At 73.8% G+C, this 13,439-nt stretch carries 10 protein-coding genes; 8 read left to right on the top strand and 2 right to left on the bottom strand.

Annotated elements, in window-relative coordinates; genetic code table 11:
• Positions 1 to 15: 15 nt before the first annotated feature.
• Positions 16 to 1,875: a hypothetical protein gene (locus tag ACGH2B_RS01935; RefSeq protein WP_399083027.1), complete on the bottom strand. Its 1,860-nt coding sequence runs from the start codon at positions 1,873 to 1,875 to the stop codon at positions 16 to 18.
• Positions 1,876 to 2,142: 267 nt separating this feature from the next.
• Positions 2,143 to 6,135 carry a type VII secretion protein EccCa gene (gene eccCa, locus ACGH2B_RS01930; protein ID WP_399083023.1) on the bottom strand — a complete coding sequence of 1,331 codons (3,993 nt, stop codon included), beginning with the start codon at positions 6,133 to 6,135 and terminating at the stop codon, positions 2,143 to 2,145.
• Between the two features lie 130 nt (positions 6,136 to 6,265).
• Here eccCa and eccD point away from each other — a divergent pair, with 130 nt between their 5' ends.
• From eccD to ACGH2B_RS01890, 8 genes are all read left to right on the top strand, one after another.
• Entirely contained in the window at positions 6,266 to 7,672 is a 1,407-nt protein-coding gene (eccD, locus tag ACGH2B_RS01925; protein ID WP_399083020.1) for a type VII secretion integral membrane protein EccD, read from the top strand.
• Positions 7,673 to 7,720: 48 nt separating this feature from the next.
• Positions 7,721 to 9,124, top strand: a complete 1,404-nt coding sequence (gene eccB, locus ACGH2B_RS01920) for a type VII secretion protein EccB (RefSeq protein WP_399083017.1) — start codon at positions 7,721 to 7,723, stop codon at positions 9,122 to 9,124.
• A gap of 146 nt (positions 9,125 to 9,270) precedes the next feature.
• Positions 9,271 to 9,597, top strand: coding sequence for a WXG100 family type VII secretion target (locus tag ACGH2B_RS01915; protein ID WP_399083014.1), 327 nt, complete (start codon positions 9,271 to 9,273; stop codon positions 9,595 to 9,597).
• A 38-nt stretch (positions 9,598 to 9,635) separates the two neighbouring features.
• On the top strand, positions 9,636 to 9,929 hold the full coding sequence (locus tag ACGH2B_RS01910; RefSeq protein WP_399083011.1) for a WXG100 family type VII secretion target: 294 nt from the start codon (positions 9,636 to 9,638) through the stop codon (positions 9,927 to 9,929).
• A 148-nt stretch (positions 9,930 to 10,077) separates the two neighbouring features.
• Positions 10,078 to 10,626, top strand: a complete 549-nt coding sequence (locus ACGH2B_RS01905; protein WP_399083009.1) for a hypothetical protein — start codon at positions 10,078 to 10,080, stop codon at positions 10,624 to 10,626.
• Between the two features lie 69 nt (positions 10,627 to 10,695).
• Entirely contained in the window at positions 10,696 to 12,387 is a 1,692-nt protein-coding gene (locus ACGH2B_RS01900) for a hypothetical protein (RefSeq protein ID WP_399083006.1), read from the top strand.
• 47 nt (positions 12,388 to 12,434) lie between these two features.
• Positions 12,435 to 12,872 carry a YbaB/EbfC family nucleoid-associated protein gene (locus ACGH2B_RS01895; protein ID WP_399083003.1) on the top strand — a complete coding sequence of 146 codons (438 nt, stop codon included), beginning with the start codon at positions 12,435 to 12,437 and terminating at the stop codon, positions 12,870 to 12,872.
• Positions 12,873 to 13,134: 262 nt separating this feature from the next.
• Positions 13,135 to 13,434 (top strand): WXG100 family type VII secretion target, encoded by a 300-nt coding sequence (locus ACGH2B_RS01890; protein WP_399083000.1) that lies wholly within the window; start codon positions 13,135 to 13,137, stop codon positions 13,432 to 13,434.
• Positions 13,435 to 13,439 lie beyond the last annotated feature (5 nt).

The following is a 13,439-nucleotide window of genomic DNA, read 5'->3' as shown; positions in this document are numbered from 1 at the left end:
GCGGCGGCGGCCCGGTCAGGGGGCGATCTCCCGGACCGCCACCCCGTTGATCTCCTTCGACAGACTGCTCAGCCCCAGCGCGAACACCGCGTCCTCGACGCTCTTGTCGGGCACCGTCCGGTTGTGGACGGCGCCCCGCAGCGCGCCCCGCGCGGCCCCTCCGGCGCCCGCGAGCGGCACGCCCAGCCAGACCCGCGGATCGGTCCGGCCCGGTTCGAAGGCGAGCCCCGTGGCGATGGCGTTGCCCAGGGAGCCCTTCAGGAAGCTCAGGCCGCCCTCGTAGAGCACCACCTGCCGCCAGGGCTTGGGGGAGCCGAGCGCCTTGAGGGCCAGGTCGCCGAAGCCGCTGACGTTCTCCTTCGCCCACGACGCGGGGACGGCGGCGCCCGCCGGGGTGGTGCGGTAGCCGGTCGCCAGGCCCTCCTTCCACACGTTGTGCCGCCAGGCGTCGACGAGGCGGGCGCGGACCGGGACCTGTGCGCGGACCTCGGTACCGGCGTCCGCGAACTCCCGCCAGGCGCGGTGCCGCTCCCGTACGCCGTCCAGCTCCCGCCGGGCGGCGTCGGCCGTGCGTTCCGTCTCCCGTACCGCGCCGGACGCGGCCGTGACGTCCCGGGCGGCGGTGGCGCGGGCCTGCCGGGCGGCCGTCAGCGCCGCCCGGTGGTGCGCCGCGTCCGCGGCGGAGACCTCCGTACGGGGCCGTTCGGTGAGCGCCCGGGTGTGCGCGGCGATGTCCGCGTCCGCGGCGGCCAGTTGGGCGCGGGCCCGCCCCAGTCCGTCCCGGGCCGTCCGCAGCGCGGTGTCCGCCGCCTCGGAGACGGCCCGTGCCCCGGCCATCTCGCCCGCCAGGACGTCCCGTTCACCGGGCAGCCCCCGCAGCCCGTGCCCGCGGACCTGGGCGCGGGCGGTACGCCACCGCTCCAGCGGCCCCGGGCCGCCCAGCGCCCGCGCGATCTCCGTACGGCCCGGGACCCGCTCCACGGCTCCGGGCGCTGTGGGCGGGACGGGCGCGGCCGTCCCGTCGGCGGCGCTCCGGGACCGGCCGAGTCCGCCGGCCCACGCCTTGGCCTGGTCGCCGAACGGGACGTACCGCGGCAGGCCGTCCGCGGTCCGTTCGATCCGCCCGGCGGCGGTGAGGACCTTACGAGCGCCGCTCGCCTCCACCGCGCCGAACACCCCGCCCGCCACCCCGCTGCCCAGCGCCGACCACAGCAGGGTGAGATCGAGCGGCTTGTGGGTGATGCCGCGGTTGGTCAGACCGGCCAGGACGTCGACGACGGCGTCCCGCAGCCCGTCGTGGAGCAGCTTGCCGTAGCCGACGCTGAGCGTGTCGGTGCGCCAGGTCAGGCGGGACACCTCGCCGATCCACGTCCGCGCCCGCAGCAGGAACCGCACGAGGGCGGAGAGCAGGTCCGCCAGCCACTGGAGGAACCGGCCCGCGGTCGCGGCCAGGGCGGCGAGCTGTGCCTCGACCACGGCGAGCAGCGGCGGGAACCAGGCCGCCGCCGCCATGATCACCAAGGTGGCGGCGATCTGGATCGCCAGCTCCTCGATGATCTCCAGGGCCCGGTGGGTCTTCTCGGCGTGCTCGGCGTGCGCCTGCCCCAGCCGGGCCGCGGTCCGCGCCATGAGGGCGGCGCGGGCCGCCTGCGCGGCCGTGCCGCCGGCGAACGCGTCCGCCGCCCCGCCCTGCCAGAGCTCCTCGGAGCGCCGCAGCAGGTCCGCGATCCGTTCGGCGTGCGCGGCGAGTCCGTCCGCCAGCGCGTCGTGCGCCCCGGCCCGTTCGCGCAGCCGCCGCGGATCGCCGCCCGGGTGCGGCAACCCCACCGCGGCGAGGGCCTGTGCGGTGTCGGCGGGCGCCGGGTACCCGCTCACCGCCGGTGCCCCGGATTCTTCACGGACCCGACGCCGAAAGGTGCGCCTTGTGACGCCCTCTGTTCGTTTCTCACCCGTCGAGCATGACCGCCGCGACGGCTCCGGAAGTCCCAACTCGACTGTATCCGGGGAGAGTTGGGCGATCGTTCATCTGCCGGTCACGGGCGGGGCGGCGGCGTCGCCCGGCCCGCGCGCACCGGCGGCGCGCCCGCGCCACCGGCCGGCCCGGCGGGCGCGCCGGACCGGCCCGTGGCCGAGGTCCGGCCGCTACCCGGGCCGGACCTCGCCCGGCGTCCCCACCAGACCGGTCTGCACCAGCGTCGGCGCGTGCCGACGGGTGACGAACTGGGCGCGGCCCGGCGGCAGCAGCCGCGGCTTCGCGTCCCCGAGGAAGACGCCCTCCTCCTTGCCGCACGACATCAGCAGACCCGGCGTGCCCAGCTCCCACAGGCGGCGCAGCAGCGGATCGGTCATCATCGCGCGCGACGCCCCGGAACTCGCCCGCGCCACCACGAGGTGCAGGCCGATCTCGGCGCCCTGCGGCAGCAGCGGCAGCAGCGGGGCGAGCGGGCCGCCCATACCGCCGCCCGCGACGAGTTCGTAGTCGTCGACCAGGACGAACAGCTCCGGCCCCGTCCACCAGTCGCGCAGCCGCAGCCGGTCCGGGGTGATCTCCGGGCCGGGGAGGCGGCCGTGCAGCGTCTCCGCGGTGGAGGCCACCATCTCGGCGAGCGCCGACTCCGAGACGGCGTAGCCCAGTTGGGAGTCCTCCGGGATCCACTCGTACAGATCGCGGCGGTAGTCGGCGGTCATGATGCGGGCCCGGCGGGGCGGGTAGCGGTGCGCCACACCGCGGGCGAGGAGGCGCAGCAGGTTGGTCTTGCCGGACTCGGTGTCGCCGAAGAGCATCAGATGCGGCTGCTGGGCGAAGTCGTGCCACAGCGGCTCCAGCCGGTGCTCGTCCAGCCCCAGCGGCACCTGGAGATCGCCCTGCGGGGCGGGCAGTTCGCCGACGCCGACGGCCCGCGGCAGCATCCGCACCCGCGGCGCCCGGGGGCCCGGCCAGCTCTGCGTCACGTCCTCGGTGAGGGCGGCGGTCGCCTCCTGGAGGTCGTCCACCGTGCCGGCGCCGTCGATACGCGGCAGTGCCGTCAGGAAGTGCAGTCCGTCGGCGGTCAGCCCGCGCCCGGGAAGGGCGGGCACCCCGGCCGCCGCCCGGCTGCCGACCTCCGATTCGATGGCGTCGCCCAGATGCAGCTCCAGCCGGGTGCCCAGCAGATCGCGGGCGGCCGACCGGATCTCCGACCAGCGGTTCGCGGCGATCACCACATGGATGCCGTAGTTCAGCCCGCGGTTGGCCAGGTCCGTGAGGACCGCCTCCCACGCCTCGAACTCCTGGCGCAGCGTGAACCAGCCGTCCACGACGACGAAGACGTCACCCCACGGATCGTCGGGGAACTTCCCCTCCCGGCGCATCCGGCGGTACGCGGCCATCGACTGGACGCGGTGCTCGGGGAACTGCCGCTCCCGGTCCGCCAGCAACTGGCCGACCTCCGCCAAAATGCGCCCGCCGCGCTCCGGCTCCAGCCGGGTCGCGACGCCCGAGACGTGCGGCAGGTCCGCGAGGGCGGTGAGCGTGCCGCCGCCGAAGTCCAGACAGGCGAACTGCACCTCCCGCGGGGTGTGGGTCAGCGCCAGCGCGCTGATCAGCGTCCGGACGAGGGTGCTCTTGCCGCACTGCGGGGCGCCGACGATCCCGACGTGGCCCGCGCCGCCCGACAGATCGACGGTCAGCAGATCGCGGACCCCGTCGAAGGGCCGGTCGACGATGCCCAGCGCGGCGGTCAGCGTCCCGCGCCGCTCCGCGTCCGCCGGGCCCAGCCCGTACGCCGGGTGAGGGGCGAGCGGCGGCAGCACCTGGTCCAGGGCCGGCGGTTCGGCCAGCGGCGGCAGCCACACCTGACGGGCCGGCGGCCCGACGTCCCGCAACCGGTCCACCAGCACCTCGAACAGGCTCGCCGCCGCCTCGCCCTCCTCCGGCGGCGCGTCCGCCTCCTCCGGCCCGGCGGGCGGCTCCGCGGGCAGGTCCACGGGCACATACGCCGTACCGAAGTCGGCGACCTGCCGCTCGACGACCACGGCCGGACGGCGGCGCTCGGGCGCGCGGTAGGGGCCCGACACGTACGCCGCCTTGAAGCGGGTGAGGTTCATGTCCGAGTTGAGGTAGCCGTTGCCCGGCGCGGAGGGCAACTGGTAGGCGTCCGGGACGCCCAGGACGCTGCGGCTCTCGGACGCCGAGAACGTCCGCAGCCCGATCCGGTACGACAGATGCGACTCCAGCAGATGCACCCGGCCCTCGTCGAGCCGCTGCGAGGCCAGCAGCAGATGGACGCCCAGACTCCGGCCGAGCCGCCCCACCATCACGAACAGATCCATGAACTCCCGCTTGGTGCTGAGGAGTTCACTGAACTCGTCGACGACGAGGAACAGCGTCGGCAGGGCCTCCAGCGGCGCGCCCTGCTGCCGGGCCTTCTCGTGTTCGTACAGCGAGCCGTACCCGGCCTGCCGCAGATACTCCTGGCGCCGGACCAGCTCGCCCTGGAGCGCGTCCTGCATCCGGTCGACCAGCGGCAGTTCATCGGCGAGGTTGGTGATCACCGCGGAGGTGTGCGGCAGCTCCTCCAGACCCGCGAAGGTCGCCCCGCCCTTGAAGTCGACGAGGACGAAGTTGAGGATCTCCGACGAATGGCCGGCGGCGAGCGACAGCACCAGGGTGCGCAGCAGTTCGCTCTTGCCCGAGCCGGTCGCGCCGATCAGCATGCCGTGCGGACCCATCCCGCCCTGCGCGGACTCCTTGATGTCCAGCTCGACGGGCGTGCCGTCCTCGCTGACCCCGATCGGCACCCGCAGCCGGTCCCGCGCCGCGCGCGAGGCCCAGAACTCCTCCGGGTCGAAGGAGCGGGCGTCCCCCACCCCGAGCATCGTCGTCAGCTCGAAGTCGGCGGAGAGCGGATCCGCCGACTCCACCGACGCGCCCATCCGGTACGGCGCGATCAGCCGCGCCAGCGCCCGGCAGCGCGCGGTGCCGAGCCGGTCGGGACGGCCCGCGCGGGAGGTGACGTCCTTACCGGTCCGGTCGGTGTCGACGGTCTCCACCGCGTCCTGCGACACATTCAGCCGCAGCGTGACCCGGTCGCCCTTCCAGGGCAGCGACTCGGCGAGATCGATGACGGTGGCGCCCGCCACCCCGCCTTCCGCGATCCGCGTCCCGGCCGGCAGCGGCACCCCGTCCAGCACGATCACCGTGTACGGCTCGCCCTTCCGGGGCGCCGCCGACGGATCGAAACGGGCCCGCTCGGCGAAGTCCTCACCCAGCAGCCGCTCCAGCTCCTCGTAGCTGTCGGCCACCAGCCTGACCTGCCCGGTCGCGTCGTGCTCACGCCGGTGCAGGGCGTGCGGCAGCCACTTCACCCAGTCCCACTCCGCACGGCGGGAGTCGTCGGCGCAGACCGCCAGACACAGGTTCTCCGGCGAATGGAGCGTCGCCAACTGCGCGACGACCGCCCGCACCATGTCCCGCCGCACCGTGTCGTCCCCGCGGACCAGCACCCGCGCGAAGGCCCGCAGATAGATGGCGAGCGGCAGCTCCGGCACCTTCGCGTAGGCGTGGATGAACCGCCGCAGCGCCGACGCGCAGAGCGGCTCCAGATCCTCCACCGGCTTGGTCTGCGGCGACTGGATACGCGTCGCCAGCCGCTGCTCACCGGTGCCGATCCGGACCTCGCCGAAGTCGTCGTGGGTCACCCGCCGCTCCCACAGCCGCGAACTCATCGCCACCGACCACAGCCCCGCCGGGTCCGGGTGCAGCCAGGCGAGCGCCGCCCGCTGCTGCCGCGCCGTCCGCCGCGCCTGCCGCCGGGACTGCGTCAGATACCGCAGATAGTCGCGGCGCGCGCCCTGGAGCCGCCGCTTGCGCTCACCGGCGGAGTTGCCCAACTGGCCGACGAGCATCATCACCATGGACAGCGCCATCGCCCCGGGCGCCAGATAGCCGAGCGCCCCGTGCCCGCCGCTGCCCGGCTGCGCGAACATCAGCATCATCGCGGCGGACGAGACGCTCATCGGCAGGTACGTCATCATCTTGGACATACCGCCGCCCTGCTTCTCCGGCAGCACGGGCGGCTCCTGGAGGGCGATTTCCCCCTCCGGCACCGCGGGCCCCGTTCTGCGCAGCGGACGGCGGAAGATGACCGTGGTCACGAAGCGTGCCTCCTTGGCAGCCAGTCACTGAACCTCCGGGACGGACCCGGCCGTAGACCGGTGGGGGAGGACAACTCCTCCGGCCGGCCCTCACTCACAGGTACGGGCCGGAATCCTGAAAGGTTCGGAAATGAGTGCACGCACACTGAGCGGCCACCCCGCAGGAGAGATGTGCCGGCTGGTGGTCGTCGCCCCCGGCGGAGCGCAGGCGGAGGTCGCCGTCCCCGCCGGGGTGCCCCTGTGCGACCTGCTGCCCCCGCTGCTGCGGCGCGCGGGCGGCGACCTCGCCGACGCCGGTCTCGAACACGGCGGCTGGGTCCTGCAACGGCTGGGCGAGCCGCCCCTCGACGAGGAACGCACCCCGCTCTCCCTGGGACTGCGCGACGGCGACGTGGTCACCCTGCGGCCCCGGGACGACGCCCTGCCCGAGATGGACTTCGACGACCTCGTCGACGGGATCTCCACCGGCATCCGCGCCCGCCCCGACCGCTGGCACCCGGGCATGACCCGCCGGCTGATGCTCGGCTTCATGCTCGCCGCCCTCACCGCGGGCTGGCCGGTGCTGCTGCTCCCCGGCGCCGCCGCCCCGCGCGCGGTGGCCGCCGGAACCCTCGCCGCCCTGCTGGTCCTCGCCTCCGGCGTCGTCGCCCGCCCCTTCGCCGACCCCACGGCCGGCCTCCTGCTGGGGCTCGCCGCCCTCCCGTACGCCGGACTGCTGGGCGCCCTCGCCGCCGGCGGGCCGCACCCCGAAATGCTGACGGCCCCTCAACTGCTGGGCGCCGGGGCGGCGGTGTTCACCGCGGCCGCCCCCGGCATCGCGCTGCATCCCACCGCCCGGCCGCTGTTCGCCGCGGCGAGCGGACTGGGGCTCGCCGCGGCCGTCGGCGCGCTGCCCGCACTGGCCGGACTCGACGGCAGCGGCGCCGCCGCCGTCCTGCTGACGGTGGCGCTCGCCCTCGGCCCGGCCGTGCCGCTGCTCGCCTTCCGCATGGCCCGGCTGCGGACCACGGCCCTGCCGACCGGCGCCGAGGACCTGAGCGAGGAGATCGACCCCGTCCAGGCCGTCCCGCTGCTGCGCCGGGTCACCGTCACCGACCGCTTCATGACGGCGCTCTTCTGCACCCTGGGCACCGTGTGCGCCCTGTGCTTCGGGCCGCTCGTCCACACCCCGGGCTGGGCCCCCGCCACCCTCGTCGCCCTCGCCTGCGCGGCGCTGCTGCTGCGCAGCCGGGTCCTGCGGGGCGCCTGGCAGCGGATGGCCGCGATCGTCCCGGCCACCGCCGGACTTCTCCTGCTCACCACCGAGCTGGCCCGGCACCTCTCCCCGACGCTCCGGCTCTTCCTGGAGCTGGGCGGCCTCTTCGTGGTGGCCGCGCTGTTCCTCGTCGGCGCGCGGTTTATGCCCCGGATGCGGCCGCTGCCGTACTGGGGCCGGGCCGCCGACATCGGCGAGACCGCGACCGCGCTGGCCGTGCTCCCGGTGCTGCTCCAAGTGCTCGGCGTCTACGGCGCGGTCCACCGCGCGGTCGGCGGCTGACGCCCGCGCCGCAGCAGCCACCGGCCCGTTCGGACGCGAAGAGGAACGATGCAGAACAAGCAGGATCAGCTCCAGGCGCACATGTTCGTCCTGGGACGGGTGGTGTCCGCACTCACCTGCGGGGAACCGGACGCCGCCGAGACACCGATGCGGCGCTTCAGCCGGGCGGCGATGGGCGGAATCGTCGTCGCCGCCCTCGTCGTGGCGGGCTTCGCCGTCGCGGGGCTCCTCATGCCCGCCACCGCCGCACCCCCGTGGCGCGCCCCCGGCACCCTGATCACGGAGACGGAGACCGGCAGCCGCTACGTCTACCTCGACGGCACCCTCCACCCGGTCGCCAACTACGCCTCCGCCCGGCTGCTCGGCGCCAGGGCCCGCCCCACCGCCGTACCGCGCACCGCCCTGGCCGGCGTCCCGCACGGCGCGCCCGTGGGCATCCCCGGCGCCCCCGAGGCGCTCCCCGCGCCGGACCGGCTCGGCGGCCGCGACTGGCTGGTGTGCTCCGCGCCCGCCCCGGCGAAGGGCGCCGCCACCGCCGTACGCGACACGGTCGCCGTCGACGGGGCGCTCACCGCGGCCGCCCCGGGCCGCGACCGGGCCGCACTGGTGCAGACCCCCGACGGCGCCCTCCACCTCGTCTGGCGGGACACCCTGCTGGACCTGCCCGGACGCGCCGCCCGGATCGCGCTGGGGTACGGCACCGCGGAGCCGTGGCGGGTGTCCGCGCTCTGGGCGGGCGCCCTGACCAAGGGCCCCGAACTGCGTGCGCCCCGGGTGCCGCACCGCGGGGACGCCGGACCGCGGCTCGGCGACCGCGCCACCCGCGTCGGCCAGATCCTCCGGCTCGGCAGCGGCACGGGGCGTGGCGCCCAGTACTTCCTGGTCCTGCCGCGCGGCCTCGCACCGCTTTCCGAGACGCAGAAGGACCTGACCGTGGCCGAGTCGGCGGGCGCCGAACCGGTCGCCGCCGACGCCGCCGAGGTGGCCGCCGCACCGGCGGCCACGGTGCCCGGCGCCACCGGACTGCCGCCCGCCCCGCCGGACCTCTACGAACCGGCCGAACACCACGACCGGATGGCGTGCGCCGCCCTGGCACCGGGGACCGGCGGACGGCCCGGCCCTGGCCGGCTGCGCTTCGCCCGGACCCCGGACGGCGCCGCACCGGGGAAGGACACCGGCCCGGTCCGGGCCCGGGTCGCACCGGGCGCCGGAGTCCTGGCGGCCACGCCCCCGCGGGCCGGCGCCACCCGCGGCAGCGCCTACCTGATCACCGACCTCGGGGTGAAGTACCCGCTCCCGGAGACCGGCGGCACCGACGCCTCGGCCGCACTCGGCTACCCGGGCGCGCCCCGCGCCGCCGTCCCGGCGGAACTGCTGGCCCTGATCCCCACCGGCCCGGCGCTGACCCCGGCGGCCGCCCGGCGGGAACAGCCGGTTTCCGGGGACCGGTGAAAGCGGGCTGCCCCGACTCCCGTCGGAAAGAAGGGGAATTGAGTCTGCGGGCCCTGTTCCCCGTATACGGCGGCTCCTAGCGTGGGACGGGAAATCAAGGGGGTTTCCCGCCGCGCGCCGGAACCCGCAACTTCAGACACGAGGCGATGTCCGTGCCCACTAATTACAACTTCGTCGACACCGGCTCCATGCGGACGGCGATCTCCGACTTCGAGGACACGCAGAATCAGCTCAACTCCGTTCTCCGCACCGTCCAGGGCACCCTCCAGGGACTGACCAGCGGCTGGACCGGCGACACGGCACAGCAGTACCAGCGCGTCATGTCCGAATGGACCGCGCATTTCGAGAAGGTCTACGGCGACCTCGGCCGCATGGTGACCGTCCTCAACGACAGCGTCGCGAACTACGAGCGGACCAACAGCGCCAACCACGAGGCGGTCGGCTCCATCCAATCCGTCCTCGGCGCCGGCTGATTCCGTATTCCCTTCCGTACGCTCACCCAAGGATCACCATGACCGCTCAGTACAGCATGCAGTTCGGCAATGTGGCCGTGGTCGTCGAAGACCTCCGCAAGGCCACCGCGGACATCAAGAACCAACTCGACCTGCTCGACCAGAAAGTCACCCGGCTCAAGTCCCACTGGACCGGCGACGCCGTGGAAGCCTACGGAATCGCCCAGCGCCACTGGAACGAGGAATGCGCCCGGATGAGTTCCTCGCTCAACTCGTCGGGCACCACGCTGGAATCGATCGCGCACAACACCAAGCACACCGACCAGCAGAACGCCGGACTCTTCGGCCGCTGAGCCGAATTCCCCCGCCGGTGCCCGGACTCGTCTTCGGGCACCGGCCCCGGCGGGTACGGGGACCGGCCCCGTACCCGCCGCACCCGCAGGCCCGCCAGGGCCGCGCGCCTGTGCGGACGGACGGCGCGCGGCCCGTGAGGAGACGACGATGAGCACGGCACAGGCCCCCGCACCGGGGGGCGTCACGACACAGCGGCCGGTGGCCACCGACCAGGCACCGCCGCAGGGGAGCGGCCCGGCGGGGACGGGCGGCAAGGCCGACGTCAAGGTCACCCCCGACATGATCAGGAAGTTCGCCGGCCTCCTGCGGGAGGCCGCGGCACCGCTTGAAGAGTCCGAATCCCAGCTCGCGGCCGTCAACGGGCTGCACGCCGGATGGTTCCCCGACGGCGAGGACCTGCGGAAATTCGTCGGCTCGGGCCGGGACGGCCGGATCAACGAACTCATGCAGAGCGCGGTGACCGTCCGCGACCAGCTCCGCCGGCTGGCCGACAAGCTCGACGACGTCTCCCGCCGCTACCGCACGTCGGAGGAGCTCAACGCCCACCTGGTGACCGATCTCGCCCCGGTCGTGGGCTCGTTCACGTCCGCGCTCTCCCAGGCGAAGGACGCCGGTGCCCCGGACGCCACCGGCGGGGGAGCGGACGCGCCGCCCGCCGCCGGCAAGGACCCGGCAATGGACCCGGCACCGGCCTGACCGGGCCCGCCGCGGCACAGGTCAGGGGCTGTCGGCGGACGGCCCGCGGAGAAGAGGGGAGCGTGGGGCATGGGCAAGGACAAGGAAGCGGAAAAGGACAAGCAGAAGGAAGAGGAAGCAAATTCCAAGTCGCAGCAGATGCGGCCCGATTCGGATTACAGCACCTGGGACGCCAAATCGATCCGTAAGGTTTTCACCGGGCAGGCCCGCCCGTATTCGCAGGACCGCATCGACAGCTGGACCAAGCCCGATCCGCAGACCTTCTATCTGGCGGCCGACGCGGTGACCGCCATGTCCGATGCCATGGGAAGAACCCGCTCACTCCTCTCCGAGCTGAACAAACACGTGAACCGCGGAGAATACTGGTCGGGTGCGGCGGCGGATTCCTTCTCCGGCCTGCTCACCCAGGCGGACACGGTACTGGGCGAACACTCCTCCGCGCTGGAACGCCATGTCAGCGCCATCAACAGCAGCGGCGACGCGCTCGATGTGCACGGGCAGGAGGTGATGAATCTGTGGCACACCGCCTGCGAATCGGTGCACACCTGGTGGGACGGCCTCGGCGATCCTGGCAGGGAAGCCTGGAAGAGAAAGTACAAGATCCCGCCGGTCGAGCAGAAGGGCGGAGTGTGGTACTTCCACCTCACCGACATCCCCTCCGTGAACGGGCCCATGGAACAGAGAATGCGGGAGGAACTCACCAAACTCGCCGCGGCCTACCGCACACAGAAGGCGAACATGCCCGCGCCGGGCGCGGTGCAGTTCGCCGGAGGTGGCTCCGGTGCAGGGTCTTCCCCGGCGAATCTGAAAATGCCGAACATGCCGAGCACGCTGAAAACGGCCACGGGCCCGGACGGTGTGAAGGCGTCCTCGCTGCCCTCGATGCCGGGAATGCCGGACCGTACGGATTCCGGCACCACGGGCACGGACGCGCCGTCGGACACGGCGATGCCCGGCACCCCGGAATTCCCCTCCGCCGGGAGCGGCGACGGCACCGGATCCGTCCCGGACATGAGCACGATGAGCGCGTCCGGCACCCCGGATCTGCCCGCCACCCCGGACCTGCCCGCCACCCCGGAATTCCCCTCCGGCGCGGGCGGTCTCGACACCTCGGCCATGCCGGGCGCCGACGGCTACGCCCCCGGCGCCCCGGACGCCGCTGCGGCGGGTGACGGCGGGGCCCTGCCCGCCATGCCGGTGATGCCCACGATGCCGACGCGACCGGGGTCGTCGGCGGGCGGCGCGGGAAGCCCCCGCGCCCCCCTCTTCCGGCCGGGTACCGGACCGTCCGGCAACCGCTCCGCGCTCGGCCGGCCCACGCTGCCCGCGCCGCCCAAGTTCCCGGGCATCACCTCCGGTCTGCCCGGCGGGCGCATCGGCGACGGCGGGATCGGGCCCTCCCCGAAGAGCGTCCCCAAGCCGACGCCGCTCGGGAAGGAGTTCGGTGACCTGCTGCGCAACGATCCGGCGGTGAAGGGGCTGACCGCGACCGCCGGGGCCGGGCGGGCCGCCGCCGCGGAGGCGCAGGCGGCCCGGACCGCGGCCGCCGAAAGCGCCCTGGCCGGCCGGACCGCCGGCGCCGCGGCGCGCGGCGGCATGGGCGGGATGCCGTTCATGCCCCCCATGACCGGCGCCCAGGGCGCCCAGCGTGGCGGAGAGTCCGAACGCGAGCGCACCACCTGGCTGCTGGAGGACGAGGACACCTGGGGCGCCGACACGGGAGGGGACACCGACGGAGTGATCGGCCGCCCGCAGCGCTGACCGCCCGCCCGCCACCCACCGACGCATCCGAGAAAGGCAGCACACAGATGGACCCCTTCGCCGGGCTGAACGGATTTCCCGACCTGAACGTCGAGGACCTTCAGGAGAAACTCCGCGGCCGGATGGACGAACTCACCGCCGTACAGCGGAAAATGCGGGAGATGTCCGCCTCGGCGGCGTCACCGCAACGGCTGCTGACCGTGACCGTGGGCCCGCAGGGCGAGACCACCGGCGTCACCTTCCATTCGGACGGCTACCGCAAGATGGCCCGCCCCGAACTCGAACACCTCATTTTGGAAACCACCCGCAGCGCACGGGCGAAAGTCATGACGCAGATGCGGGAACTCATGACCCCGATGGCGCCTTCCGGCGTGGACATGGACGCCCTCCTGGAAGGCCGTTTGGTGCCCGGAGATCTGCTGGGCCACGTCTTCTCACCACGGACGGAGGCACCCTCGCCCCACCCGGACGAGGACGACGACTGACCCGGCGCCCCGGCGACGTACCAGGTCAGGGCCTGCTCCTCTCCCTCGGGAGGGTCGGGAGGCGAACCCGCCCTCTCCTGCCGGGAATTGGGCCCAGAGACCCTTTTCCCGGCCGGGCGCACCGTGATGGAGTGATGTTTCCGGCCCGATCTCCCACTCTTCCGTATCACCTTCCTCTCCCCACCCCTCACCCTTCCCGTCCGTGACGGTGCGCCCGGATTTCCGTGCCGTCCGGGGACCGGTCCGCAGAAAGGCGGCGTCGATGACTTCCGACTACATGTCCGTGGACACCGCTCCGTTGAACGCCCATGGACGGGAATTGAGCGATCACGCGGAAGCGGTGCGCGCCGCCCACGACCGGTTCCGCGATTCCCTCGCGGCGCTCGGCACACCGTGGGGCGCCGGGGACGATTACGCCGAAGCCTTCACCCAGTGGTATTCCCCGGCGACCGAAAAGCTCCAGGAGAGCCTGAAAGGCATCACCGAACAGATGGAGCAGGCACACCGGGCGGTCCGGCAGGCGTCCGGGAATTACCAGGCCAACGCCGAGGCCGCGGAGTAACACAC

The organism is Streptomyces sp. BBFR2, assembly GCF_044497305.1.
GTDB lineage: Bacteria > Actinomycetota > Actinomycetes > Streptomycetales > Streptomycetaceae > Streptomyces.
Note: the sequence above shows the minus strand (reverse complement) of the source record. Positions and strands in the feature narration are given on the sequence as shown.